This is a genomic window from Arthrobacter sp. AOP36-F1-5 (genome assembly GCF_058137995.1).
In genome coordinates this window covers 1,793,565-1,818,306 of sequence record NZ_CM176892.1, presented here as the reverse complement: position 1 = coordinate 1,818,306, position 24,742 = coordinate 1,793,565, and the positions used below count along the sequence as shown (strand labels likewise).

Below are 24,742 nucleotides of genomic sequence, written 5' to 3'. Positions count from 1 at the left end.
GTACGTGGCCGGAAGAGCCACGTCGCATGGCACCCATGGAGAGGTATTCGAAAATGACGACGGAATCCCACACCCCGAAGATGGCCTCGGTCGATGCAGCCAGTCGCGAGGACTACATCTACAACCGACTCCTGAAGGAGCGCATCATCTGGCTCGGCACGGAGGTGAGCGACGAGTCGGCCAATGCCATCTCCTCCCAGTTGCTGCTGCTCTCCGCGGAGGACCCGGATAAGGACATCTTCCTGTACATCAACTCACCGGGTGGTTCCATCACCGCCGGCATGGCGATCTTCGACACGATGAACTACATCCCGAACGACGTCGTGACCGTGGCCACCGGGCTGGCCGCCTCGATGGGGCAGTTCCTGCTCTCCTCGGGCACCAAGGGCAAGCGTTACGCGACCCCGAACGCACGGATCCTGATGCACCAGCCCTCCGGCGGCATCGGCGGCACGGCCTCCGATATCCGGATCCAGGCCGAACTGATCCTGCACATGAAGAAGGTCATGTCCGAGCTCACCGCCGAACAGACCGGACAGACGCTGGAAACGATCCTCAAGGACAACGACCGCGATAAGTGGTTCACGGCCCCCGAGGCCCTGGAGTACGGCTTCTTCGACCACATCGCCGTGAACTCCGTGACGGTCTCCGGCGGCGGCGGAGTCAAGAACTAGCCACCCAGCCGACGAGCATCCCCACAGACCCCCCCAGGAGAAGAACATGAATTACACCGGCAACGAAGGCACCGCTGGCGAAATGCCGTCCGCCCGCTACATCCTCCCTTCATTCGAAGAACGCACTCCCTACGGCTTCAAGCGCCAGGACCCCTACGCCAAGCTGTTCGAGGACCGCATCGTCTTCCTCGGCACCCAGGTCGATGACGCATCGGCCGACGACGTGATGGCCCAGCTGCTGGTCTTGGAGTCCATGGACCCCGAGCGTGACATCACCTTGTACATCAACTCACCGGGCGGGTCCTTCACCGCCATGACGGCGATCTACGACACGATGATGTTCATCCGTCCCGAGATCCAGACCGTCTGCCTCGGCCAGGCGGCCAGCGCCGCTGCGGTCCTGCTGGCCGCCGGTGCCCCCGGCAAGCGCCTGGCACTGCCCAACGCGCGCGTGCTGATCCACCAGCCGGCCATGGGCGGCGGGGAACGCGGCACGGCCACCGATCTGCAGATCCAGGCCGAAGAGGTCATGCGCATGCGGACCTGGTTGGAGACCACGCTGTCCGAGCAGAGCCACAAGAGCCCCGAGCAGGTCGGCAACGACATCGAACGCGATCTGTTCATGACCGCCTACGAGGCCAAGGAATACGGTTTGATCGACGAGGTGCTCAGCCCCCGCAAGATCAAGCAGCAGGCCATCAACAAGTAGTCGATGATGGCTGCCGTGACCGGGCGTCCCGTAGGTTTTTCGCACCACGGGCCGTCCGGTCACCTATTCTGTCGGGCAACTCACCTAGAGTTGTAGCTAGACATCATCATGCGGCGTCCGCCGTGTGGTTTCTGTAACACGTTAGGGGAAGAACACCATGGCTCGTATGGGTGAAAGCTCCGACCTGCTGAAGTGTTCGTTCTGCGGCAAAAGCCAGAAGCAGGTCCGCAAGCTCATCGCCGGTCCAGGCGTTTACATCTGCACCGAGTGCATCGAGCTGTGCAACGAGTTGATGGAGGAGGAGCTGGCCGAGATCGAGGCCGGTCCCGACTTCGAACTGCCGCGTCCCCGCGAGATCTTCGACTCCCTGCAGGAATATGTCATCGGCCAGGAGGGCGCCAAGCGTTCGCTGTCGGTCGCGGTGTACAACCACTATAAGCGCATCCAATCGGGGACCGGCTCCACGGCAGCGGCCCAGCTGGGCGACGTGGATGCCCTGGATGACGTCGAGGTCTCCAAGTCCAACATCCTGCTCATCGGGCCCACCGGTTGCGGCAAGACCTACCTCGCCCAGACGATGGCGCGCCGGCTGAATGTGCCCTTCGCCGCCGCCGACGCCACCGCCCTGACCGAAGCCGGCTACGTCGGTGAGGATGTCGAGAACATCCTGCTCAAGCTCCTGCAGGCCGCGGACTTCGATGTGAAGAAGGCCGAGCAGGGCATCATCTACATCGACGAGATCGACAAGATCTCGCGTAAATCCGAGAACCCCTCCATCACCCGTGACGTGTCCGGGGAGGGGGTGCAGCAGGCACTGTTGAAGATCCTCGAAGGAACCGTGGCCTCGGTCCCGCCCCAGGGTGGGCGCAAGCATCCACACCAGGAGTTCATCCAGATCGACACGTCGAACGTGCTGTTCATCGTGGCCGGGGCCTTCGGCGGTCTCGAGGAGATCATCGGCTCCCGGGCCGGGCAGAAGGGGATCGGATTCGGGGCGCCGCTGACCGCACTGAACTCCGAGGATGCCAAGTACTCCGATGTCCGCCCCGAGGACCTGCTCAAATTCGGTCTGATCCCCGAGTTCATCGGGCGCCTGCCGGTCATCGCCACCGTGGAGAACCTGGACCGCGAGGCCCTGATCAAGATCCTGACCGAGCCGAAGAACGCCCTGGTGAAGCAGTACCAGAAGATGTTCCGCCTCGATGGTGTGGAACTGACCTTCGAACTCGATGCCCTCGAAGCCATCGCCGATCTGGCGTTGGAGCGCGGCACCGGGGCCCGTGGGCTGCGGGCCATCCTCGAGGAGACCCTGGGATCGATCATGTTCGATCTGCCCGGCCGCGAGGACATCGCCGAGGTCGTCATCAACGCCGAAGTGGTGGCCCGGGTGAGTGAACCGACGCTCATTTCTGCCGAAGTAGTGAATAAACGACGGAATAAGTCCGCCTGATCCGGTCGTTGTACCGAATGCGGGGCAGGCTCGTCATGGGTCGGCACCGAGTTCATGCACCGATTTCAGGAGGAACACCTTGTCCGAGACCACGGCCGTAGATTTCTGGTTCGACCCGCTTTGCCCCTTCGCCTGGGCCACCTCGCGATGGATCCTCGAAGTGGAGAAGGTCCGTGACATCGAAGTCCAATGGCATGTCATGAGCCTGGCCGTCCTGAACGAGGACAAAGATGTCGAACGCGAATTCCCTAAGGGACTGAGCAGCGCGTGGGCCCCGGTACGGGTCGTCATCGCCGCCGCGGAAGCCCACGGACAGGAAGTCGTCGGCGAGCTCTACACGGCCATGGGTGAACTCATCCACTATGCCGGAATCCAGGACTTCGCCGAGGTCATCACCCGCGCGCTGGAGCGTGTCGGGCTGCCCGCCGAGCTGGCCCAGGCCGGCGCCAACGACGAGCATGATGCGGCCCTGCGGGCCAGCCACGAGCAGGGTATCTCCCTGGTGGGCCAGGAGGTCGGTACCCCGGTCGTCGCACTGAACGGCACCGCCTTCTTCGGACCGGTCATCACCGAGATCCCCTCGGGGGAGGAAGCCGGACGCCTCTTCGACGCCTCCGTGACCCTGGCCTCGTTCCCGTACTTCTTCGAACTGAAGCGCACCCGCACCGGGGCACCGCAGTTCACCAAGGAACGTCAGCAGTTCTCCCAGGTCAATGCGTCCTAAGCGCCTCCGGGCCCGGTAGGGTCCCGACAGTGGTGGCCGGCTCCTCGGCGGGGGCCAACACCACATCGGAGACCACGAGTTCCTCGCCGCCTTCCTGCAGGTCCAACTCCACTGCGTTGCCCGCGGCGAGCAGATCGCCCAGTCCGGCCCTGACCTGGTCCAGGATCACTGCGGGGCCGCGGACGACCCCTGAAAGCACCTGGGTGCGCTGTTTGACCTTGGCCTCGGATTTGGACTTGCGGATCCCGCCCAAGGCGTCACCGACCGTGGGCAGCACGGCGGTGTCCGCGCCTTCCACCGCGCCGGTCAGGTGGGTGTTCGTCGGCCAGGCCGACTGGTGGACCGAGCCGGTCCGCCACCAGCTCCAGACCTCTTCGGTAGCGAAGGGCAGGAACGGTGCGAACAGGCGCAACACGGCATCCAAGGTGGTGGCCAGGGCCGCCAGCACCGAGGCCTGTTCGGCCTCGCCGCGGGCCCCGTAGGCCCGGTCCTTGATCAGTTCGACGTAGTCGTCGGTGAACGACCAGAAGAACGTCTCCACGATGTCCAGGGCCCGGGCGTAGTCGTAGATCCCGAAGGCGCGTTCGGCCTCCTCGATGACCTCCGAGAGGCGGGCCAGCAGCGACCGGTCCAGACCATTGATGATCAGGTGGGCATCACCGTCCAGGACGTTGGCCTGGGTGGCCCCGAGATTCAACACGAACTTGGAGGCGTTGAGGATCTTGATCGACAGCCTGCGGCCGATCTTCATCTGCGCGACCTCGTAGGCGGTATCGGCGCCCAGCTTCGCCGATGCGGCCCAATAGCGCACGGCGTCGGCCCCGAAGTCGTTCAGGACATCGGTGGGGACCACGACGTTGCCCTTGGACTTGGACATCTTCTTGCGGTCCGGGTCCAGGATCCACCCGGAGATCGCCGCATGCTTCCACGGGGCGCAATCGTGCAGGGCATCGCCGCGCACCGCGGTGGAGAAGAGCCAGGTACGGATGATGTCGTGGGCCTGGGGACGCAGGTCGAAGGGGAAGACCTTGGCGAAGAATTCATCGTCGCGGCTCCACCGGCCCACGATCTGCGGGGTCAGCGAAGAGGTCGCCCAGGTGTCGAGGACATCCGCATCCCCGGTGAAGCCGCCGGGGACGTCCCGCTGGTCCGCCGTATAGCCCGGAGCCGTTTCGGCCACCGGGTCCACCGGCAACTGGGCATCGTCGGGGACGAGCGGATGCTCGTAGTCCGGGTTGCCCTGGGCATCCAACGGGTACCAGACGGGGATCGGCACACCGAAGAAGCGCTGCCGGGAGACCAGCCAGTCGCCGTTGAGCCCATTGACCCAGTTCGTGTAGCGCGAGCGCATGAATTCCGGGTGGAACTCGATCTCCTGGCCGCGGGCGATCATGCGTTCGCGACGCTCCGCATCCCGTCCGCCATTGCGGATGTACCACTGGCGCGAGCTGACGACCTCGAGGGGCTTATCGCCCTTTTCGAAGAAGTTCACCGGATGGGTGATCTTGCGGGGTTCGCCGTCGAGCAGATCTGCATCGACCAGCATCGACGCCACGGCTTCCTTCGCGGAGAACACGGTCTTGCCGGCCAGCAGGGAGAAGGCCTCGCGCCCGGCCTCGGAGGTGATCCACTCGGGGGCCTGGCCCTGGATGCGGCCATCCCGGCCGATGATGGCGCGGGTGGGCAACTGCAGTTCGCGCCACCAGGTGACGTCGGTCAGGTCGCCGAAGGTGCAGACCATGGCAATGCCCGAGCCCTTGTCGGCCTTGGCCAAATGGTGCGGATGCACCTCGACTTCGACGCCGAAGAGCGGGGAGGTGACCTTCTTGCCGAACAGTGGCTGGTAGCGCTCGTCATCGGGGTTGGCCACTAGCGCGGCACAGGCGGCCAGCAATTCGGGACGGGTCGTCTCGATGTGGATCTCGGTGCCGTCCTCGGCGAAGAACGGGAACCGGTAGTAGGCTCCGTCGACTTCGCGGTCCTCGAGTTCGGCCTGGGCCACGGCGGTGCGGAAGGTGACGTCCCATAGCGTCGGTGCCTCGGCCATGTAGGCGTCGCCATCGGTCAGGTTGCGCAGGAAGGCCCGCTGGGACACGGCACGGGAGGTGTCGTCGATGGTGCGGTAGGTCAGGTTCCAGTCCACCGACAGGCCGAGGGTGCTGAAGAGGTGCTCGAAGACCTTCTCGTCCTGGACGGCCAGCTCCTCGCACAGCTCGATGAACGTCCGTCGGGAGACGACGTCCCAATCACGCTGGTTCTTCGCCGGCTTTTCCGGGGGACGGTAGGCCGGGTCGTAGGCGGTCTTGGGATCGCAGCGCACCCCGTAGAAGTTCTGCACGCGGCGTTCGGTCGGCAAGCCGTTGTCGTCCCACCCCATGGGGTAGAAGACGTTCTTGCCTCGCATGCGCTGGTACCGGGCCAACACGTCGGTCTGCGTGTAGGAGAACATGTGTCCCACGTGCAGGGAGCCCGACGCCGTGGGCGGGGGAGTGTCGATGGAGTAGACCTGATCGCGGGTGGTCTCGGGGTTGAAGGCGTAGGTTCCCTCGTCACGCCAGCGCTGTCCGAGCCTGGCTTCCAGGCCCTCCAGTGCCGGTTTGTCGGGGACGCTTACGGTCGCGGGCGTGTCTGTGCCCAAGTTCTGTTCAGCCATGGGACCAGTATTCCATGTCGGCAGGTCAGCCCCGATTCCATTCCCCTGCCTCCTGGTCATCCACAAGGTCCGGAGGCGACGAGCAGCACGGAAGGATTCGGCCTACCATCGAGTCATGGGCAAGATCAGAATGCAGCGGGCCTACTCGGCCCCGGACGGCGGCTACAGGATCCTGATTGATCGGCTGTGGCCCCGAGGCATCGCCAAGGAGGACGCCGAGCTCGACGAATGGGCCAAGGAAGTCGCCCCCTCGGCGGAACTGCGGGCCTGGTTCAACCACCGCGAGCACCGGTTCGAGGAATTCCGTGAACAGTACATCGCCGAACTCGAGGACGGTCCGGCCACCGAGGAGGCCGAACGCCTGCTGGAGCTGGTCAAGGACAAGGACGACGTCGTCCTCGTCTATGCCACCAAGGACGAGGAACATAATAATGCCGTGGTCCTGTTGGAGTTCCTGGACGAAAACCTCTGAGCAGCCGCAGCCCCCAGGGGGTACTCACGCCCCGGGTGACGGCTCATCCTCCGGGGCCCGGGCCGGGCTCTACGGCTGGTCGGGTCGGGGCATGAACGCGCTCCAGGCCATTCGGCGCCGGCGGCGCGGATCATTCTCCACGTGGTCGGTGCTTTCGATGATCAGGGTCGACCTCGTCGCCTCGTCGTAGGGCGGCCACGTCGCAGAGGTGGTGCCCGATTCGGCGAACCTGAGCCACCGCCCGCGCATCCGCTGCCCGGCGCGGGCATAGGCCTCCCGGCCTCCCAGTGAGGTGATCATCCGCGCCAAGGGCACGTCGGTGCGGTCGAAGAGGGCGAACATCTCCACCCCGTGGGTGGCGTCCAGACCGACGATCTTCAGCAGCCGCGGGGCGAAGTCGAAGCGGTAGACGTGGACCGGTGCGAAGCGCGAGTGCAGGTCGGCCACCCGGGTGGAGGGATACCAGAACCCGTAATCCCCACCGAAGTCCGCCGCCGTCCTGGATTCGGGAAGTCCGGGATAGGCGGCGTGCATCTGGGACCAGGTCTCCCGGGGGGAGCGGGAAAAGACCCCCGCGATGCGCGAGGGGGAACCGGGCAGGATATCCCAGCGGCCACGAAAGACCGATCCCTCTCGATCGTTGGTCCCGATGATCAGCGGCACCCGGGCCGCCCGGCCACTGCCGATCGCGTCGATCGGGTGTTCGGGGACGTAGCGTCCGTCGATGACCGGGGCGAAACAAAAACCTCCCGGATAGGCCTCCGGGGTGTGCACCTGCAGGATCCTGGCGGCGGCGAGCAGATCGGGGACCGAACCGTTGAGCAGCAGATCCCGCACCGGGTCCGTAGCAGGCCCCGGCCGGGAGCTGGCAGGGTGTTGTTCCCCGAGGATCGACAGGAATTCTTCCGCCCACCGTGCGGTGAGCCCCGGAGGGTAGACGGCGTCGGCCGGAGCGCTTTGGGCGATGGCGCGGGCGAACAACCCCCGGGCCTGCGGTGTGGCCATGAGGGTGGTCACCGCATTCCCTCCCGCCGATTCCCCGAACACCGTCACCCGGTCCGGGTCGCCCCCGAACGCCCTGATGTTCTGCTGGACCCATTCCAGGGCGGCCACCTGGTCGCGCAGACCCAGGTTGGACTCGATGGGACGCTCGGCGGTGGAGTACCTGCTGAAATCCAGATATCCCAAGGGGCCCAGACGGTAGTTGAAATTGACGTAGACGGCCCGCCCCGTCCCGACGAAGCCTTCCCCCTGCCCCGAGAAGTCGCGCGAAGAGCCCTGGAAGTATCCTCCGCCGTGGATGAAGACCATGACGGGCAGGGAATCCGCATCCGCCAGGGCCGGCACCGGGGCCTGGACGTTCAGGCTCAAGCAGTCCTCGCTGGACCAGTCCGGGGCCCCGGCCCGGCTGTGATGGGCCCTGGTGGGTTGCGGAGCCGTCGGCCCGAACCGGGAGCCGTCCCTGACCCCGTTCCAGCCGGACGGCGGGGCCGGGGCCCGGAACCTCAGTGGCCCCACCGGCGGCGCCGCATACGGGATGCCGCGCCAGGAAAGCACGTTGCCTTCCCGCACGCCGCGGACCACTCCGCCGAACACCTGGACATCCGGCAGGCCGGTTGCTCCCGGGGCCGGGGAACGTCGGGCCCCGTCATGCCGGGGAATCAGATGCCGGTGGTGCCTCACGGTCGCCCGCTTTCGTCGGGGTGGCAACGCCCTCCGGCGTCGGCAGTCCTCCAACTGGAGGTTTGTCCCTCCAGAGTTGCACCGTTGACGCGGGAGGTCCACAGCTGCCGGGGCAGGGTTCCGGCCCGGGCCTCGCTAGGCTGGAGGCATGACCTCAATGACCCAGCAGTCCATGAAAAGAGCAGTTGTCACCGGTGCCAGCAGCGGGATCGGCGAGGCCACGGCCCGTCGGCTCGCGGCCGAGGGCTGGACGGTCTATGCGGTGGCCCGCCGGGCGGAACGGCTCGAGGCCCTGGCCCGGGACACGGGGATCACCCCGGTCGTCGCCGATGTCACCGACGCGGACGACGTCGCGGCCCTGCTGGCCGTGGTCGCCGGATCCGGAGGGATCGACACCCTGATCAACATCGCCGGCGGCGCCCGGGGGGTCGACCGGATCGGTACGGCTAAGAGCGCCGACTGGGACTGGATGTACCGGGTCAACGTGGTGGGCACCATGAACATGATCCGGGCGTTCCTGCCCATGCTCCGGGCCGACGGCGAGGGGACGATCCTGAACCTGACCTCCACGGCGGCTCTGGGCGGCTACGAGGGTGGGGGCGGATACAACGCCGCGAAGTTCGCCCAACAGGGGCTGACCCAGGCGCTGCGGCTCGAGGAGGCCGAAAACAACATCCGGGTGATCGAGGTCGTGCCCGGTCTGGTGCACACCGAGGAATTCGCGCTCAACCGGCTGGGAGGGGACCAGCAGGCGGCCGACCAGGTCTATGCCGGGGTGGAGAAACCGCTGACCGGAGAGGATGTCGCCGACGTCGTGCTGTATTCGGTGGCCCTGCCGCATCACATCAACCTCGACCAGATCGTTGTCCGTCCCGTGGCCCAGGCCGCCAACCACAAGATGATCCGCACCACGTGATGCGCCGCCCACTGCACGTGATCGCCTGCGCCCACGGCACCGATGATCCCCGCGGGCGCCAGCTCATCGACCAGCTCCGGGCCCAGGTCGCAGGACTGGTGGACGACCAGCACGCCGAGGATGGCTGGTCGGTGCAGGTCCATGAGGCCTACGTCGACGTCCAGGACCCGGACCTGCCCAGGGTCCTGGGACAGCTCCCCGACGGGGAGGCGGCGGTGGTGCTGCCGCTGCTGCTCTCGCTGGGAATCCACACCGGCGTCGACGTGGCCGAGGCCGTCGCCTCCAGGACGAACACCATCGCAGCGGAGCCCATCGGGGCCGATCCCCGGCTGGCCGGGGTGATGGCCCGCCGCCTGGCCGAGGCCGGATGGGGCCCCGACGACGCCGTGGTGCTCGCCTCGGCAGGGACCCGCGTGCCTTCGGGCCAACAGCAGGCCCGGGACAGCGCCGGGACCCTGGCAGCGGCCCTGGGGGCCCCGGTCCAGGCCGCGTTCTGCTCGGCGGCCGACCCCCGGGTGGAGGATGCGGTGGAGCAGGCGGGACGGCAAACCCCCGGAGTCCGGGTCGGCGTCGTGTCCTATCTGTTGGCGCCGGGATTCTTCCAGGAACGCCTCGGCGGCGCCGGGGCAAATTATGTGACCGCACCATTGCTCCCGGACGTCACGATCGCCGAATGTGTCGCCGCAAGACTTCACAGTGCCCTGTCGGAGGCTGATTTCGAGGCCGGCTGAGGTCACGAAAAGCAACGTGTCGGCTGATGACCGGCGGGCGCGACAGCGGTGAAAACCCCGCCCTAGGCTCGCAGCCATGACTCAGGCAACCGATACCCAGCCAACCCCCGGGCCCTCCAGGTCCCGCCCACCGACCAGGCCCCAGGGCCAATGGAAAGTCGACGGGACCACCCCGCTGAACCCCAACGAGGAATGGAAGCAGCACGACGACGGGCTCAACGTCCGCGAACGGATCGAGACCATCTACGCCCGGGAGGGTTTCGACTCGATCGACCCCGAGGACCTGCACGGCCGATTCCGCTGGTGGGGTCTCTACACCCAACGCAAACCCGGGATCGACGGCGGGAAGACCGCCACCCTTGAACCGCACGAACTCGAGGACCGCTACTTCATGATGCGGGTACGCATCGACGGCGGCGCCCTGAGCACCGAACAACTGCGCGTCATCGGTTCCATCTCCACCGAATTCGCCCGCGACACCGCCGATGTCACCGACCGGCAGAACATCCAACTGCACTGGGTCGATGTTCGTGACGTCCCCGAAATCTGGAGGCGACTGGAATCCGTCGGCCTGCACACCACCGAAGCCTGCGGCGACGTCCCCCGTGTCATCCTCGGCTCCCCGGTGGCCGGGATCGCCGCCGACGAGATCCTGGACCCCACCCCGGCCATCGAGGAGATCGCCGAACGCTACATCGGCAACCCGCTGTATTCGAACCTGCCACGGAAGTTCAAGACCGCGATCACCGGACACCCTTCCCTGGACGTCGTCCACGAGATCAACGACATCTCCCTGGTCGGGGTCCGCCACCCCGGACTCGGGGCCGGCTACGACCTGTGGGTCGGCGGCGGACTGTCCACCAACGGACGGCTGGCCGAACGACTCGGGGCCTTCGTCGCCCCCGACCAGGCCGCCGCCGTCTGGGAAGGCGTCGTGGGGATCTTCCGTGACTACGGATACCGCCGGCTCCGGAACAAGGCGAGGCTGAAATACCTCATGGCCGATTGGGGCCCTGCGAAGTTCCGCGAGGTGCTCGAACGCGAGTACCTCGGCCATGCGCTGCCCGACGGTCCGGCCCCCGAACCCACCAACGTGCCCGGGGACCACAGCGGGGTGCACCGGCAGAAGGACGGACTCTTCTACCTCGGGGCCACCACCAGCATGGGCCGGCTCTCCGGAACCCGGCTGACCGGGCTGGCCGGACTGCTGGAACGCCACGGATCCGCCCGTCTGCGCACCACCCCCCACCAGAAGATCGTCGTCCTGGACATCCAGGAGGACGACGTCGAAGCGGTGATCACCGGGCTGCGGGAGCTCGGACTCGAAACCCGGCCCTCCGTGGTGCGCCGGTCCGCGATCGCCTGCACCGGCATCGAATTCTGCAAGCTGGCCATCGTGGACACCAAGGACACGGCGGCGGCCGCCGTGGACAGCCTGGAGGAACGACTGGCGGATCTTGAAGGGAAGATGCCGCGCAAACTCAGCCTCCACGTCAACGGCTGCCCCAACTCCTGCGCCCGCGTCCAGACCGCCGACATCGGGCTCAAGGGCCAGCTCCTGCCCGACGGGGAGGGCGGCCAGAAGGCTGGTTTCCAGGTCCACCTGGGCGGCGGCCTGGCGGATGAGACCCGGGAGGAAGCCGGTCTGGGCCGCACCGTTCGCGGGCTCAAGGTCGCCGCCGACGACCTGCCCGGGTATGTCGAACGGCTCGTGCGCACCTATGCCGACGAATCCGCCACGGGGGAGACCTTCGCGGCCTGGGCCCATCGGGCCGACGACGGGAGCCTGCGATGAGCGGGCCGTCCACGGGCACCGCAGCGTTGCGCGAGCTGGCCAGCAGCGGAGCGGCCGAACTCGGCTTCGACGCCGCCAGCGAGGACGTCCTGGCCTGGGTGGCCCGGCACTTCTCCACCGCCGAAGCCGCCGTCGCCTGTTCCATGGCCGACGCCGTGCTGCCGCATCTGGTCTCCGGAACGCTTCCCGGGATCGACGTCCTGTTCCTGGACACCGGCTACCACTTCGCCCAGACGCTGGACACCCGGGACGAGGTCGCCCGCTCACTCGAGGTGAACGTCGTGGACGTCAGGCCCGAACAGGGCGTCGCCGACCAGGACGCCACCGAAGGACGGGACCTCTTCGCCACCGATCCGGGCCGATGCTGCGCCCTGCGCAAGGTGGACCCGTTGAACCGTGCCCTGGCCGGCTACCGGCTCTGGTTCACCGGGGTGCGGCGCGATGAGGCCCCCACCCGCACGAACACCCCGTTGGTCGACTTCGATGAAGCCCACTCGTTGGTGAAGGTGAACCCCCTGGCCGGATGGAGCGCCAAGGAACTGAACGACTACTCCACCCGAAACCGGCTCCCACGCAATGTGCTGTTGGACCAGGGGTACCCCTCGATCGGATGCCGGCCCTGCACCGGCAAGGTCGCCCCCGGCGAGGACCCGCGGGCGGGCCGCTGGTCGGGACAAACCAAAACCGAATGCGGCATCCATGTCTGACCCCGGCCCCCACCCGGCCAGCCCCCACGAACCCTTCGACTCCCCAGGGAGGAACACCCCATGACCATCACCCAGGACGTGGCCCATCCGCGGGACGCCGGCGCCTCGGTCCCCGCGGACGGCCCGGCAGGCCCCCGACAGGTCCTCGACGCCCTCGAGGCCGAATCCATCCACATCATCCGCGAGGTCGTCGCCGAATTCGACCGCCCGGCCATGCTCTTCTCCGGCGGCAAGGACTCCGTGGTCATGCTCCACCTCGCGGCGAAGGCCTTCTGGCCCGGCCGGGTGCCCTTCCCGCTGCTGCACGTGGACACCGGCCACAACTTCGCGGAGGTCCTGGCGTTCCGGGACCGCACCGTCATCCAGCGGGGACTGAGGCTGGAGGTCGCCAGCGTGCAGGAGTACATCGACTCCGGTGAGCTGGTCGAACGCGCCGACGGCACCCGCAATCCGCTGCAGACCACCCCGCTGCTGGACGCCATTGCCGGGCACCGGTTCGACGCCGTCTTCGGCGGCGGACGCCGTGACGAGGACAAGGCCCGCGCCAAGGAACGCATCCTGTCCCTGCGGGACGAGTTCGGCCAGTGGGACCCCCGCAACCAGCGGCCCGAACTGTGGAACCTGTACAACGGCCGGCACCGCCCCGGACACCATGTGCGGGCCTTCCCGATCAGCAACTGGACCGAACTGGACATCTGGCGCTACATCGAACGTGAAGGCATCGAACTGCCGGGCATCTACTACGCCCACGAACGCGAGGTGTACCACCGCGAGGGCATGTGGCGGGCCGTCGGCGAATTCTCCCCGGCCCGCCAGGGCGAGGACATCGTCCGCCGCACGGTCAGGTACCGGACGGTGGGGGACATGTCCTGCACCGGGGCGGTGCTCTCCGACGCCGCCACCGTCGCCGCGGTGGTGGCCGAAGTGGCCGCCTCCACGCTCACCGAACGCGGGGCCACCCGCGCCGACGACAGGATCTCCGAAGCGGCCATGGAAGACCGCAAGAAGGACGGGTATTTCTAATGAGCACCACCCTGATCGAAGAAGGCCCCGGCGAGTCCGCAGCGACCGGGACCCTGTTCCGTTTCGCCACCGCCGGCTCCGTCGACGACGGCAAATCAACCCTGGTGGGCCGGCTGCTCCATGACGCGAAGGCCATCCTGGCCGACCAGCTCGAGGCGGTGGCCCGCACCTCCACCGAACGCGGTTTCGGCGGCGCCGACGGCGGACTGGACCTGGCCCTGCTGACCGACGGGCTCCGTGCCGAACGCGAGCAGGGGATCACCATCGATGTCGCCTACCGCTACTTCGCCACCGACCGGCGCAGCTTCATCCTTGCCGACTGCCCCGGACACGTGCAGTACACCCGCAACACGGTCACCGGGGCCTCCACCGCGGACGCCGTCGTCGTCCTCATCGACGCCCGCAAGGGGGTGCTGGAACAAACCCGACGGCATCTGAGCGTGCTGGCGCTGCTGCGCACGGCGCACGTGATCGTGGCGGTGAACAAGATCGACCTGGTCGACTACTCCCGGGAGGTCTTCGAGGACATCGAACGCGAGGTTCTGGCCGTCTCCGAACGGCTGGGGATCACCGGGGCACGGGCCGTTCCGGTGTCTGCCCTGCTCGGCGACAACATCGCGGTGCCCTCCGAACTCACCGACTGGTACACCGGTCCGACCCTGCTCGGACTGCTGGAAACCCTCCCCACCCAGGACGAAGTCACCGAGCTCGGCCTGCCCTTCAGGTTCCCCGTGCAAACCGTGCTGCGACCGCAGGGAGCCTTGGCCCCCGGGCTCGCCGCGGAGGACTACCGCGACTACCGGGCCTATGCCGGACAAGTGAGTTCCGGCAGCATCGGCCTCGGGGACAGCGTGAGCGTCCTGTCCTCCGGCCAACCACCGCGCAACACCACGATCGAAGGCATCGACACCGCCGACGGCCCCCGTCAGGCGGCGGCCGCCCCGGCATCGGTGGCGCTGCGACTGGGTGACGACGTGGACATCAGCCGCGGGGACACCATCGTCTCCGGCCCCGTGGCCACGCCCCGCCGGGAGTTCGCGGCCCGGCTGTGCTGGCTCGGCCAGGAACCGCTTGCCCCCGGGGCCAAGGTGCTGATCAAGCACGGCACCGCCACCGTCCGCGGCCTGGTCACCAGCGTCGAGGGGCTCCTGGATCTGGAAACCTCCGCCCTCGTTCCCGCCGACACGCTCGAACTCAACGACATCGGCAGCGTGGGCCTCAGTGTCGCCGCCGAACTGCCGGTGGAGGACTACGCGGCCAATCGTCGGGCCGGGTCCCTGCTGGTCATCGATCCGCAGACCGGCAACACCGTGGCCGCCGGACTGGTGATCTCCTCGTGAACGCCGGTGGCCCCGGGCCTCGCCGTGCCCGACGGCGGATGATCGGCTCCACCGTGGCCCTGGCCCTGCTGGTCGGCGCCGCCCTGGCCACACTCTGGGTTCCCGCCCCCTTCGGTCCGGCGGCCGCCGCCGAGCCGGCCGGGGGAGGCCCGGGCGGGGAGGGAAACCCCGCCTCGCAGCTGCGGCTGGGATATTTCGGCAACGTCACCCACGCCCCGGCCTTGGTGGGCATCCAGCGCGGATTCCTGGCCCGGGAACTGGCGGCGGACGGGACCGGGCTTCGCACCCAGGTCTTCAACGCCGGCCCGGCGGCGGTGGAGGCCCTGAACGCCGGGGCCATCGACGCCGCCTACCTGGGACCCACCCCGGCCATCGGCTCCTACACCTCCAGTGCCGGACGGTCACTGAAGGTCGTGGCCGGGGCCACCTCCGGGGGCGCCCAACTGGTGGTGCGCCAGGACATCACCTCACCGGCCCGGCTGCGGGGAACGGTCCTGGCCAGCCCGCAACTCGGGGGCACACAGGACGTCGCCCTACGCAGCTGGTTGGCTGACCAGGGATATGTGGTGGCCGCCGACGGGTCGGGGGACGTGGACATCAACCCCACCGACAACAGCCGGGCCCTCGCCCTGTTCAAGGCCGGCCGGATCGACGGGGCGTGGCTGCCCGAACCATGGGCCTCGCGTCTGGTGCTCGAAGCCGGGGCCCGGGTCCTGGTCGACGAACGTGATCTGCGGGACGGGTCCCCGACCGCACGCCCTGGCCACTTCCCCAGCACGGTCCTGGTGGTCGACGCCGACTTCGCCGCCAAGCACCCGGACACGGTCACCGCACTCGTGGCAGGAAACGCCGAGGCCGTTTCCTGGCTGCAGGAGGCGGACGCGGCCGAACGGGCCGAAACGATCAACGCAGGGATCGAAGACGCCGCGGGGGCCCGGCTGCCCGATGAGGTGCTGGCCCGGGCCCTGGACACCACCGACTTCACCACCGACCCGTTCCCGGGCGCCTTCGACCGGCTCCTGGAGCAGGGGGTCGCCGCCGGAGTGACCCGGGACGGATCCTTGGACGGCCTCTTCGACCCGGACACCACCCCACCGAAAGGAACGAGACGATGACCACCAGCGTCCTGGATGAAGACCCCGGCACCGGCACCGAACCGTCGGCCCCGGCCGGCCCACCGGCGTCCGTGGTGCTCGACGGGCTCGGCACGTCCTACGCCGCGGGGCCAACGGTCCTGGACGGGATCAGCACCACGATCGCCCGCGGCGAGTTCGTCTGCCTGCTGGGCGCCTCGGGCTGCGGGAAGTCCACGCTGCTGCAGATCCTGGCCGGTCTCCAGCTCCCCACCGCAGGAACGGTCCAGGTCCCCTCCGACGGGGCGGCCTTCATGTTCCAGGACGCCTCCCTGCTGCCCTGGCTCAGTGCCCGGGCCAATGTGGAACTGGCGCTGCGGCTGCGCGGGGTTCCCCGGGCCGAACGCCGGGCACTGGCGGACGCCCTGTTGGAACTGGTCCACCTGGCAGGGGTGGGCGAACGGCGCCCCCACCAGCTCTCCGGCGGGATGCGCCAACGCACCGCGCTGGCCAGGGCCCTGGCCCAGGACCGCGAACTGCTGCTGATGGATGAGCCCTTCGGCGCGTTGGATGCCATCACCCGTGACCTGCTGCATGAGGAACTCGATCGCGTGTGGACCTCCACCGGCCGGACCATCGTCTTCGTGACCCACAACGTCCGAGAGGCCGTCCGGCTGGGCCAACGCGTCATCCTGTTCTCCTGCCGGCCAGGCCGGATCGCCCGGCAATGGCAGGTGGGACCAGAGGTACGCAGGAACCCGGCGGCGACCGCCGCACTGACCGAAGAAATCACCCGGCAGCTACGACAGGAGATCAGCGGCCATGCCCACCCCTGACACCGTGGAACGTCCCGCCACAGGGCCTGATCCCACGGAACCCGCCGGCCCGGAGGCAGGTCCGGACCGGCTGCCGATGCCAGCACCAGCCACCCGACGCGACCTCGGGACCGTTCTGCTTCCGGCGGCGGCCCTGCTCGTGCTCATCTGCCTCTGGCAGATCCTGTCCTGGAGCGGCCTCAAACGCCCCGACCTGTTCCCCGGACCGGGAGCCGTCGCTGCGGGCATGGGCGATGCCCTCCTGGATGGCACCCTCCAAAATGCGGTGGCCACCTCGCTGGGCCGGGGCGTGACGGGTTTTGCCATCAGCGTGGCCATCGCCACCCCACTGGCCCTGCTGCTCGCCCAGTCGGCCACGTTGCGTGCCGCCCTGGGGCCCCTGGTCTCCGGGCTCCAGGTCCTGCCGTCGGTCGCCTGGGTGCCGGCAGCCATCATCTGGTTCGGGCTCACCGACGCGACCGTGTACTTCGTGGTCCTCATGGGCGCGACGCCCTCGATCGTGAACGGGCTGCTCTCGGGAATCGACCAGATCCCCCCGCACTACGGATCGGTGGGCACCGTACTCGGCGCCACCCGGCGCCAACAGACCCTGCTGATCACCCTGCCCGCGGCGCTGCCTGCCTATCTGGGTGGGCTGAAACAAGGCTGGGCCTTCTCCTGGCGTTCGCTCATGGCCGCCGAGATCATCGCCGTGGGCGGGAGCATCGGCTTCGGCCTGGGCTCGATGCTCCAACAAGGCCGTGATCTGTCCAGCATGGCGCTGGTGATGGCCGCGATCCTGGTCATCCTCAGCGTGGGCATCATCGTCGAACTGCTCGTCTTCTCACCCATCCAACGCCGTCTGCTCCAACGCCGCGGCCTATTGACCTCAGGAGCGAAATGAACGACCTGTATCCCACTTCTCTGCGCCTGCTCGGACGCCGCGTCCTGCTCGTCGGTGCCGGCCCCGTGAGCGAACGACGCCTCAAGGCACTGCTCGATGCCGGGGCCCGGGTCACCGTGGTCGCCCCCGACGCGGTGGAGGGGATCCGCCGGCTTCATGCCGCCGGGCTCCTCGACTGGCACCCCCGGCCCTACCGCGCCACCGACCTGAAGGACACCTGGTTCGTCCACACCGCCACGGGAGACCCTGCGGTGGACTCCGCGGTGGCTTCCGATGCCGAGAAGGCACGCCTCTGGTGCGTCAACGCCTCGAACCATCGCACCTCGACGGTCTTCACGCCTGCGGTGGCCCGGATCGACGAGGTCGTGGTGGCCGTGAACACCGATGGTGATCCGCGGCGGGCCGGACGAATCCGCACTGCGATCCGGGTGGCCGCCCAGACAGGACTCCTGCCATGGCGACGCTTCCGCCCCCGCGCTGCACAGGAACAGGGCACGACGCCGGCCGGTCGGGTGGCGCTGGTCGGCGGCGGACCGGGGGAGAGCGGGCTGATCACCGTGCGCGGACGCCAGCTGCTGGCCGAGGCGGACGTCGTGGTCGCCGATCGGCTGGGTCCACGCGCCCTGCTCGAGGAACTGGGCCCGGACGTCCGGGTCATCGAGGTCGGCAAGGCCCCCGGCGCCCATACCGCCACCCAGGACCAGATCAACGACCTGCTGGTGGGCCAGGCCCGGGCCGGGAACCTCGTGGTCCGGCTCAAGGGCGGGGACCCCTTCGTCTTCGGGCGCGGGGGAGAGGAGGCAGAGCACTGCCGGGGCCACGGGCTCGCAGTGGAGGTCGTTCCCGGGGTGACCAGTGCCCTGTCGGTCCCGGCAGCCGCCGGGATCCCGGTGACCCATCGGGGGGTCGCCGCAGGATTCACCGTGGCCACCGGACACGATGAACTGGCTGATCTGCCGGCCCGCAGCGACCACACGCTCGTGCTGCTGATGGGGGTCCGCCGGCTCGCCGAGTCCGTAGCCACCCTGGGCCGGCGCGGGCTGGGGCCCGACACCCCGGTGGCCATCATCGAAAGCGGCTGGACCGTCGACCAACGCGTGACCATCGGCACCCTGGCCACGATCACCGACCAGGCCGCCGCACGCCGCGTGGCCAACCCGGCGGTCATCGTCATCGGAGACGTCGTGAACCTGAGTACCTACACCCCCGACACAGTTGCCGTTCCTGCCCCCGCGGCCAGCCTGGCCGTCTGAACCACCCAAGGAGAACCATGACCACTGAAGACCATCCCCGTCCCACACCGTCCCCGCCCCACCCGTTGGATGCCAGCCAGTTACGGGTCGCGATCATCGGCGCCGGCCCGGCCGGCGTCTACGCCGCCGATCTGCTGACCAAAAGCGGCCCGGTGAGCTCCGGGGCCTTGACCGTATCCATCGACCTCTTCGACCGGTACCCGGCACCCTATGGGCTGATCCGCTACGGGGTGGCCCCTGACCATCCGCGGATCAAGGGCATCGTGAAGGCACTGCATAAGGTCCTGGACCGGGGGGACATCCGTTTCTTCGGGAACGTGGAGTACGGCACCGATCTGAGCCTGACGGACCTGGAAACCCACTACGACGCGGTCATCTTCGCCACCGGGGCGATCAAGGACGCCGACCTGAACATCCCGGGCATGGACCTCGAGGGCGCCTACGGGGCCGCGGACTTCGTGTCCTGGTACGACGGGCACCCCGATGTGCCGCGGACCTGGCCCCTGGACGCGCAGCAGATCGCGGTCATCGGCAACGGCAACGTCGCCCTGGACGTCGCCCGGATGCTCTCCAAGCATCCCGAGGACCTGCTGGTCACCGAGATCCCGGACAACGTCCATGCGGGCCTGGCCGCCTCACCGGTGACCGATGTGCATATCTTCGGCCGGCGGGGCCCCGCCCAGGTGAAGTTCACCCCGTTGGAGTTGCGTGAACTCTCACATTCGAGGGATGTGGACATCGTCCTCTACCCGGAGGACTTCGAATTCGACGATGCCTCCGATGAGGCGATCAAGACGAACAACCAGGCCAAGACGATGGTCAATACACTCACCAACTGGTTGGTCGAGCAGGAGGACCGCGAGGAGGCCGAGGACGCCGGGACTCGGACCCCGGCCTCGCGGCGGTTGCATCTGCACTTCCTGCACGCCCCGGTGGAGATCACCGGGTCCAACGGGTCCGTGGAAGCCATCCGGTTCGAACGCCAGGAACTGGACGGGACCGGCAACGTGCGCGGGACCGGGGAAATCGTGGACTACGGGGTCCAGGCCGTCTACCGGGCCATCGGCTACTTCGGCTCGGCCCTGCCCGAACTGGCCTACGACGGGAGCCACGGGGTCATCCCCAATGCCGGCGGACGGGTCCTGGACGAGGCCGGAGACCACGTGGTGGGGCTATATGCCACCGGGTGGATCAAGCGCGGTCCGGTGGGCCTGATCGGCCATACCAAGGGCGATGCCCTGGAGACCATCACGCTCCTGCTCGAGGACCTGGCCAACCTTCCGGCCGCCGTCGTCCCCGACCCCGCGGCGGTGCCCCGACTGCTGGCCGCCCGAGGGGTGGAGTTCACCGGCTGGGAAGGATGGGTCGCCCTTGATCGCCATGAACGGGCCCTGGGGGAGGCCGCCGGACCAGTGGCCACCGCCGCGGGGCCGGTGGCCCGTGAACGCATCAAGGTCGTCGACCGGGAGGCCATGGTGGAGGCCTCCACCATCGACGGCGAGCGCCGCCGCGCGGAGGTGGGTGCCTTGGCCTGAAGCCGTTCAGCTAGGAGGCGGCGGGATGGAGCCGGGGCGTGGGATTGGCCAGGATGAACTCGAAGCCGATGTCTGCCGGATACCCGAAGTCGGCATTGGCCACCACGACCCGCTCCATCGACACTTCCCGGATGCTGACCTTGACCCGTTCAGGATGGTCGTCGATATCGAGCCACCAGTCCTCCGCCAGATACTGCAGCCCCGGCTCCTCGAGGCGGGCTTCGGCCGCGGTCAGTTCCATGGCCGCGTCGAGTTCGTTCCACAACAGGTCGATGGGTACGAACCCTTCCTCCGTCATCTTCAGGTAGCCCAATTTCTCGTTGTCGCCATCCCGGGTATGCGGAAACACCACGTCTTCACTCATGCAGCCACCCTATCGGGGCGTTGGGCGGGAGAAGGGGGCCGTGGTGGAAAGCCTGCCCTGCGGCGCGGCCCCACGGCAGGCATCGCGGGGGAGAAGTAGCCTCGAGGGATGACCGCCGAAAACCCGAAGCCGCCCCTCGACGAGTCACGGCCGGCAGAGATCGCCCACCGGTACGCAGGAAGCGTCGCCCCCGCCGCCGCCGGTGGATTCGTCTTTCTGATCCTGCGGATCTTCGCGGTGTCCGGCTACGACTGGAACACGGCCTTCGCGGTCAGTACGACGCTGGGGTTGAGTGACGGCCTGGCCCTGCTGTTCGGTTCGCTGATGGCCGGACACCTGCTGGTCACCTACCTGATGATCGTGATCCTGCCACTGCTGTTGGCCACCTACGTGTGGTCCCCGTTGGGCCGACGCCCGGTGGTGCTGTTGGCCACCACGCTGGCCCTGGTGACCCTGGCCGCGCTGACGGTGTCCTTCAAGATCTGGTGGCTTCCCGTCGCGGTGGCTGCGGTCTTCGGACTCTTCGCCCTGATCCGGATACTTTCCCCGCAGAACCCGGTGCGCCGCGCGTTCGCCAAGGCCATGGCCAGCGTGGGCTGGGTGTCGGGGATCTCCCTGCTGCTGGTCGCCGCATTCGTCCAGACCCCCTGGGTTCCGCAGGAACATATTGAAACCACCGACGGGCCGCTGACCGCCTACGTCCTCAGCGTCGATTCCGGTTACCTGAACCTGCTGACCCAGGACCATGAATTCGTCATCATCAACAGCGGGGACGTCATCTCACGTAAATAGTGCGCCCTCCGCGGCCGGGGCCGGTGCCTGCTACCGCTCCGGTTCGTCCGGGACGTGGCCCTGGATCCACTCCATATACCTGGACAGTGAGGCTTCCACCAACGGTTTGGCCCCCTGCTCGATGACGGCGAAGGCGCTGTAGAGCCGGTCATAGTCATAGACCGCGGTGGCCTCAAGGATCCGGCGGATGGAACGGGCCGGCAACGGAATGTTGTTGGGATAGCTGCGCATGGCGCTCACCGAGGCCCGGTCGGCACCGATCTGGATCGTGTCCCCGCTGAGCATGGCTCCCTTCCCACCCGCCCCGGCGTCCCAGTGCACCACCGCACTGCCCGCAAAATGGCCGCCGCACTGGATCATCGTCAATCCCGGCAACACCTCATGCACTCCGGCCCAGAGCTCGATGACCGGATCGGGGCGGCGGATCCAGGCCCGGTCGGCAGAGGCCACCCACACCGGGGCCCGGTCGAAGGCATGGCTCCATTGGATGCAGGCCCCGGTCAGATGGGGATGGCTGGCGGAGATCGCCGCCACCCCTCCCAGCGCCTCGACGGCAGCCAGGGTCTCCTCGTCGAGATATCCCGGAGGCTCCCATAAGAGGTTCCCTGCCGGGGTGCACACCAGCAGCCCCCGCTGGCCGATCGCAAACCGGGGGACCACCGACAACCCGTGCAACCCCGGTTCGAGGGGCTCGATCCGCATCCGGTGGCCGTCGGCCGAGAGTTCTCGCTGATGGGTCCACCGCTGCCCGGTGGCCGGAACATATTGCCTCTCGTCCAGGCAGATGGCGCAGGACGACGGCGGGGCCCCGGTATCGGGGTGCCCGATACCGCAGGTCGCACAGATCCAGATGGTCATGGACCCATTCTTCGGTGCTCAACCGGTGACACGTCAAGGGCTCGCCGGGCCGAAGCCGGGCGGGTCTATCATCGGGGACATGTCTGAAGCCACTGATTCGCAGGCCACCCACCAGCACGCCGACCTGTTCTTCTCCGGCGGGACGATCCTGACCATGGACGCGCAGAGGCCGCGGGCCGAAGCGGTGGCAGTGGGGCATGGGCGCATCCTGGCCGTGGGCTCCATCGAGGAACTCTCTTCGCTGATCGGGGCAGGGACCGAACAGGTCGATCTCGAGGGCAGGGCGTTGCTGCCGGGGTTGATCGACCCGCATATGCATTCCTCCATGGTCCAGTTGGCCGACTGGGCCGATGTGAGCCCCATGACCTGTCCCACCGCGGACGACGTTTTTATCGCACTGCGCGAGGCCATCCCGGCGTCGACCGGTTGGGTGTTGGCCCAGCAATTCGACCCGAGCATCACCGCCGGCCACCCGATGCTGGACCGCCATGAACTGGACCGACTCGTTCCGCATGCTCCGGCGCTGGTGTTGGAAAGCAACGGGCATATCGCCTACGCCAACTCCGCGGCCCTCGCCCGGGCCGGTATCGACCGCAACACCGCGGATCCACCGGCGGGCCGCTATACCCGCGACGCCCAGGGTGAGCCGACCGGCCGGCTGGAGGAATCCTCTGCCCTGGCCGCGTTCGGGGCAGGGCTTCCCTTTGCCACCGGCGAGGCACTGGCCGGGCGGATCCGCGATCTGCTTTGGCAGGCTGCCAGCCAAGGGGTCACCCTGCTGCACGACTGCGGTATCGGCTCCATCGACGGAACGTCGGATCTGGACGTGCTGCGTACGGTGCTCGACGACGACTCCCCGGTCAGATACCGGGGGATGTTGGTCTCGAGCTGCTATGACGACTGGATGGCGAAGGGGATCCGCCCGGGGGACGGGGACGATCTGTTCCGGGTCGACGGCATCAAGGCGTGGTCGGATGGGTCCAACCAGGCGGGTACCGGATTCCAACGCAAACCCTATCTGGGCCAGACCAGCCGCGGGGCCCTGAACCATTCGCCGGCGGAACTGGCGGCTGTGGTGTCCCGGGCCCATCGGGACGGTTGGCAGATCGGTGTCCATGCCAATGGTGATGCAGCCATCGACACGACCCTGGAGGCCTTCGAGCAGGCGTTGGCCTCCGACCCGCGCCCCGACCACCGGCACCGGATCGAACACTGCAGTCTCACCCGTCCCGAACACATCGCCCGCATGGCAGCTGCCGGGATTTCGCCGTCGTTCCTGATCGGCCACGTCAGATGGTGGGGCCGGGCGTTCCGTGAACGGTTGCTGGGCCCCGAACGCGCCGACTTCTACGACCCCTGCGCCTCGGCGCTGGCTGGTGGCCTGCGCATCTCGCTGCACAGCGACTGGAACGTCACCCCGTTGGAACCGCTGCGCTACGTCCAGGATGCGGTCACCCGCATCATGGCCGAAGGCGGGGAAGTGTTGAACCCCGGCGAGCGCATCAGCGTCGAAGCGGCCTTGCGGGCCGTGACCATCGACGCCGCCTGGCAGTGCCGGGCCGATGACGTCACCGGTTCGATCGAGGTCGGAAAATATGCGGACCTGGTGGTGCTGGATCAGGATCCGACGGCGGTGGATCCCACCCGCATCCAGGACATCGCCGTGGTCCAGACCCGTCTGGCCGGGGCGGTGCGTTTCGGCTAGTGGGTCCCGCTGCCTCTGGTTCGGGGGCGGTCTGTTCGGGATACTGTCATCATGATGAAGAAACCCGGGAGCAGCGGGACCTGGACCCGGCGCCCCGGCTTCTCGTTCGAGTCCTCCGTATATGGGCTCATCGTGGTCTCCGCGATGCTCATTGTCATGGGCAGGTACGGCGACACCTCGGCGGAGAATTTCTTCAAGGTGCTCGGCACGGTGGTCGTCTTTTGGGCGGCCCACCTCTTCGCCGTCTGCGTGGCGCACCTGAACCAGAGCGAACCGGGCCAGGCCAGCTTTCGAGGCGAACTCAGCCATGCCTGGCGCCACTCGGCGGGGTTGCTCCTGGCCGCCGTCATTCCCCTGGGCGTCCTGCTGCTGGGGGTCCTGGGGGTCATCAGCGACGAGGTGGCGCTGTGGACGGCATTGTGGGTCAACGTCGTTCTACTCGGGGTGGTGGGATATCTTTCGTCCCTGCGCTGGGCCCCGACGGTCCGGGTGCGTCTGGTGGTCTCCGGCGGCACGGCACTGTTGGGGCTGCTGATCGTGGGCTTGAAGGTCTTCCTCCATTGAAA

Annotated in this window: 23 protein-coding genes; 19 read left to right on the top strand and 4 right to left on the bottom strand. The window is 67.9% G+C overall.

What is annotated here, in order from left to right:
• The first annotated feature begins 80 nt into the window (after positions 1-80).
• The 4 genes from AC3ZI9_RS08285 (at position 81) to AC3ZI9_RS08270 (ending at position 3,557) form a co-directional block, all read left to right on the top strand.
• On the top strand, positions 81-674 hold the full coding sequence (locus tag AC3ZI9_RS08285) for an ATP-dependent Clp protease proteolytic subunit (protein WP_444553766.1): 594 nt from the start codon (positions 81-83) through the stop codon (positions 672-674).
• A 46-nt stretch (positions 675-720) separates the two neighbouring features.
• Entirely contained in the window at positions 721-1,383 is a 663-nt protein-coding gene (locus AC3ZI9_RS08280; protein WP_444553684.1) for an ATP-dependent Clp protease proteolytic subunit, read from the top strand.
• Positions 1,384-1,540: 157 nt separating this feature from the next.
• Positions 1,541-2,833, top strand: a complete 1,293-nt coding sequence (gene clpX, locus AC3ZI9_RS08275; RefSeq protein ID WP_444553683.1) for an ATP-dependent Clp protease ATP-binding subunit ClpX — start codon at positions 1,541-1,543, stop codon at positions 2,831-2,833.
• A 79-nt stretch (positions 2,834-2,912) separates the two neighbouring features.
• Positions 2,913-3,557 (top strand): mycothiol-dependent nitroreductase Rv2466c family protein, encoded by a 645-nt coding sequence (locus tag AC3ZI9_RS08270; RefSeq protein WP_444553682.1) that lies wholly within the window; start codon positions 2,913-2,915, stop codon positions 3,555-3,557.
• On the opposite strand, the gene valS is transcribed toward AC3ZI9_RS08270, so the two are convergent.
• The gene (valS, locus tag AC3ZI9_RS08265; protein ID WP_444553681.1) at positions 3,544-6,210 is read right to left on the bottom strand and encodes a valine--tRNA ligase; all 2,667 of its coding nucleotides are present in this window, start codon (positions 6,208-6,210) and stop codon (positions 3,544-3,546) included. The two genes, AC3ZI9_RS08270 and valS, sit on opposite strands and share 14 nt — an antisense overlap.
• 115 nt (positions 6,211-6,325) lie before the next feature.
• Here valS and AC3ZI9_RS08260 point away from each other — a divergent pair, with 115 nt between their 5' ends.
• A complete protein-coding gene (locus tag AC3ZI9_RS08260; RefSeq protein WP_444553680.1) occupies positions 6,326-6,682 on the top strand; it encodes a DUF488 domain-containing protein in 357 nt (118 codons plus the stop codon).
• A 69-nt stretch (positions 6,683-6,751) separates the two neighbouring features.
• Here the strand turns inward: AC3ZI9_RS08260 and AC3ZI9_RS08255 are convergent, their stop codons facing one another.
• Positions 6,752-8,365, bottom strand: a complete 1,614-nt coding sequence (locus tag AC3ZI9_RS08255; protein ID WP_489923433.1) for a carboxylesterase/lipase family protein — start codon at positions 8,363-8,365, stop codon at positions 6,752-6,754.
• Positions 8,366-8,513: 148 nt separating this feature from the next.
• Between AC3ZI9_RS08255 and AC3ZI9_RS08250 the strand changes: the two genes are divergently transcribed.
• The 11 genes from AC3ZI9_RS08250 to AC3ZI9_RS08200 all read left to right on the top strand — a co-directional run bounded on the left by AC3ZI9_RS08250 (position 8,514) and on the right by AC3ZI9_RS08200 (position 20,457).
• Positions 8,514-9,281, top strand: coding sequence for an SDR family oxidoreductase (locus tag AC3ZI9_RS08250; RefSeq protein ID WP_444553678.1), 768 nt, complete (start codon positions 8,514-8,516; stop codon positions 9,279-9,281).
• Positions 9,281-10,012, top strand: a complete 732-nt coding sequence (locus tag AC3ZI9_RS08245; protein ID WP_444553765.1) for a sirohydrochlorin chelatase — start codon at positions 9,281-9,283, stop codon at positions 10,010-10,012. Before AC3ZI9_RS08250 ends, AC3ZI9_RS08245 begins: the two co-directional genes overlap by 1 nt.
• 76 nt (positions 10,013-10,088) lie before the next feature.
• On the top strand, positions 10,089-11,807 hold the full coding sequence (locus tag AC3ZI9_RS08240; protein ID WP_444561671.1) for a nitrite/sulfite reductase: 1,719 nt from the start codon (positions 10,089-10,091) through the stop codon (positions 11,805-11,807).
• Positions 11,804-12,514, top strand: coding sequence for a phosphoadenylyl-sulfate reductase (locus AC3ZI9_RS08235; RefSeq protein ID WP_444553676.1), 711 nt, complete (start codon positions 11,804-11,806; stop codon positions 12,512-12,514). Before AC3ZI9_RS08240 ends, AC3ZI9_RS08235 begins: the two co-directional genes overlap by 4 nt.
• Before the next feature lie 60 nt (positions 12,515-12,574).
• Entirely contained in the window at positions 12,575-13,537 is a 963-nt protein-coding gene (gene cysD / locus AC3ZI9_RS08230; RefSeq protein ID WP_444561672.1) for a sulfate adenylyltransferase subunit CysD, read from the top strand.
• Positions 13,537-14,877, top strand: a complete 1,341-nt coding sequence (locus AC3ZI9_RS08225; protein ID WP_444561673.1) for a sulfate adenylyltransferase subunit 1 — start codon at positions 13,537-13,539, stop codon at positions 14,875-14,877. Before cysD ends, AC3ZI9_RS08225 begins: the two co-directional genes overlap by 1 nt.
• A complete protein-coding gene (locus tag AC3ZI9_RS08220) occupies positions 14,874-15,992 on the top strand; it encodes an ABC transporter substrate-binding protein (protein ID WP_444566907.1) in 1,119 nt (372 codons plus the stop codon). The genes AC3ZI9_RS08225 and AC3ZI9_RS08220 overlap by 4 nt, the downstream gene beginning before the upstream one ends.
• Complete coding sequence (locus AC3ZI9_RS08215; protein WP_444553672.1) at positions 15,989-16,786, top strand: ABC transporter ATP-binding protein; 798 nt, start codon at positions 15,989-15,991, stop codon at positions 16,784-16,786. Before AC3ZI9_RS08220 ends, AC3ZI9_RS08215 begins: the two co-directional genes overlap by 4 nt.
• A complete protein-coding gene (locus tag AC3ZI9_RS08210) occupies positions 16,773-17,669 on the top strand; it encodes an ABC transporter permease (RefSeq protein ID WP_444553671.1) in 897 nt (298 codons plus the stop codon). The genes AC3ZI9_RS08215 and AC3ZI9_RS08210 overlap by 14 nt, the downstream gene beginning before the upstream one ends.
• On the top strand, positions 17,666-18,922 hold the full coding sequence (cobA, locus tag AC3ZI9_RS08205) for a uroporphyrinogen-III C-methyltransferase (RefSeq protein WP_444553670.1): 1,257 nt from the start codon (positions 17,666-17,668) through the stop codon (positions 18,920-18,922). Before AC3ZI9_RS08210 ends, cobA begins: the two co-directional genes overlap by 4 nt.
• A 17-nt stretch (positions 18,923-18,939) precedes the next feature.
• Positions 18,940-20,457: an FAD-dependent oxidoreductase gene (locus AC3ZI9_RS08200; protein WP_444553669.1), complete on the top strand. Its 1,518-nt coding sequence runs from the start codon at positions 18,940-18,942 to the stop codon at positions 20,455-20,457.
• Between the two features lie 10 nt (positions 20,458-20,467).
• Here AC3ZI9_RS08200 and AC3ZI9_RS08195 read toward each other — a convergent pair whose 3' ends face one another.
• Positions 20,468-20,821, bottom strand: coding sequence for a serine/threonine protein phosphatase (locus tag AC3ZI9_RS08195; RefSeq protein ID WP_444553668.1), 354 nt, complete (start codon positions 20,819-20,821; stop codon positions 20,468-20,470).
• Between the two features lie 108 nt (positions 20,822-20,929).
• Between AC3ZI9_RS08195 and AC3ZI9_RS08190 the strand changes: the two genes are divergently transcribed.
• Positions 20,930-21,613 carry a hypothetical protein gene (locus tag AC3ZI9_RS08190; RefSeq protein WP_444553667.1) on the top strand — a complete coding sequence of 228 codons (684 nt, stop codon included), beginning with the start codon at positions 20,930-20,932 and terminating at the stop codon, positions 21,611-21,613.
• A 30-nt stretch (positions 21,614-21,643) separates the two neighbouring features.
• Here the strand turns inward: AC3ZI9_RS08190 and AC3ZI9_RS08185 are convergent, their stop codons facing one another.
• Entirely contained in the window at positions 21,644-22,471 is an 828-nt protein-coding gene (locus AC3ZI9_RS08185) for an MBL fold metallo-hydrolase (RefSeq protein WP_444553666.1), read from the bottom strand.
• Positions 22,472-22,550: 79 nt separating this feature from the next.
• Here AC3ZI9_RS08185 and AC3ZI9_RS08180 point away from each other — a divergent pair, with 79 nt between their 5' ends.
• Both AC3ZI9_RS08180 and AC3ZI9_RS08175 read left to right on the top strand, forming a co-directional pair.
• Positions 22,551-24,176: an amidohydrolase gene (locus AC3ZI9_RS08180; RefSeq protein WP_444561676.1), complete on the top strand. Its 1,626-nt coding sequence runs from the start codon at positions 22,551-22,553 to the stop codon at positions 24,174-24,176.
• A gap of 51 nt (positions 24,177-24,227) precedes the next feature.
• Positions 24,228-24,740 carry a hypothetical protein gene (locus AC3ZI9_RS08175; RefSeq protein WP_444553664.1) on the top strand — a complete coding sequence of 171 codons (513 nt, stop codon included), beginning with the start codon at positions 24,228-24,230 and terminating at the stop codon, positions 24,738-24,740.
• Positions 24,741-24,742: the final 2 nt, after the last annotated feature.

Excerpts from the sequence above, each read along its gene's own strand:
- AC3ZI9_RS08240 (WP_444561671.1), top strand. The coding sequence starts at position 10,089 with ATGACTCAGGCAACCGATACCCAGCCAACCCCCGGGCCCTCCAGGTCC.
- AC3ZI9_RS08215 (WP_444553672.1), top strand. The coding sequence starts at position 15,989 with ATGACCACCAGCGTCCTGGATGAAGACCCCGGCACCGGCACCGAACCG.
- AC3ZI9_RS08195 (WP_444553668.1), bottom strand. The coding sequence starts at position 20,821 with ATGAGTGAAGACGTGGTGTTTCCGCATACCCGGGATGGCGACAACGAG.
- valS (WP_444553681.1), bottom strand. The coding sequence starts at position 6,210 with ATGGCTGAACAGAACTTGGGCACAGACACGCCCGCGACCGTAAGCGTC.
- AC3ZI9_RS08225 (WP_444561673.1), top strand. The coding sequence starts at position 13,537 with ATGAGCACCACCCTGATCGAAGAAGGCCCCGGCGAGTCCGCAGCGACC.
- AC3ZI9_RS08190 (WP_444553667.1), top strand. The coding sequence starts at position 20,930 with ATGACCGCCGAAAACCCGAAGCCGCCCCTCGACGAGTCACGGCCGGCA.
- AC3ZI9_RS08180 (WP_444561676.1), top strand. The coding sequence starts at position 22,551 with ATGTCTGAAGCCACTGATTCGCAGGCCACCCACCAGCACGCCGACCTG.
- AC3ZI9_RS08250 (WP_444553678.1), top strand. The coding sequence starts at position 8,514 with ATGACCTCAATGACCCAGCAGTCCATGAAAAGAGCAGTTGTCACCGGT.
- clpX (WP_444553683.1), top strand. The coding sequence starts at position 1,541 with ATGGCTCGTATGGGTGAAAGCTCCGACCTGCTGAAGTGTTCGTTCTGC.
- AC3ZI9_RS08245 (WP_444553765.1), top strand. The coding sequence starts at position 9,281 with ATGCGCCGCCCACTGCACGTGATCGCCTGCGCCCACGGCACCGATGAT.
- cysD (WP_444561672.1), top strand. The coding sequence starts at position 12,575 with ATGACCATCACCCAGGACGTGGCCCATCCGCGGGACGCCGGCGCCTCG.
- AC3ZI9_RS08200 (WP_444553669.1), top strand. The coding sequence starts at position 18,940 with ATGACCACTGAAGACCATCCCCGTCCCACACCGTCCCCGCCCCACCCG.
- AC3ZI9_RS08285 (WP_444553766.1), top strand. The coding sequence starts at position 81 with ATGGCCTCGGTCGATGCAGCCAGTCGCGAGGACTACATCTACAACCGA.
- AC3ZI9_RS08235 (WP_444553676.1), top strand. The coding sequence starts at position 11,804 with ATGAGCGGGCCGTCCACGGGCACCGCAGCGTTGCGCGAGCTGGCCAGC.
- AC3ZI9_RS08175 (WP_444553664.1), top strand. The coding sequence starts at position 24,228 with ATGATGAAGAAACCCGGGAGCAGCGGGACCTGGACCCGGCGCCCCGGC.
- AC3ZI9_RS08260 (WP_444553680.1), top strand. The coding sequence starts at position 6,326 with ATGGGCAAGATCAGAATGCAGCGGGCCTACTCGGCCCCGGACGGCGGC.
- AC3ZI9_RS08280 (WP_444553684.1), top strand. The coding sequence starts at position 721 with ATGAATTACACCGGCAACGAAGGCACCGCTGGCGAAATGCCGTCCGCC.
- cobA (WP_444553670.1), top strand. The coding sequence starts at position 17,666 with ATGAACGACCTGTATCCCACTTCTCTGCGCCTGCTCGGACGCCGCGTC.
- AC3ZI9_RS08210 (WP_444553671.1), top strand. The coding sequence starts at position 16,773 with ATGCCCACCCCTGACACCGTGGAACGTCCCGCCACAGGGCCTGATCCC.
- AC3ZI9_RS08185 (WP_444553666.1), bottom strand. The coding sequence starts at position 22,471 with ATGACCATCTGGATCTGTGCGACCTGCGGTATCGGGCACCCCGATACC.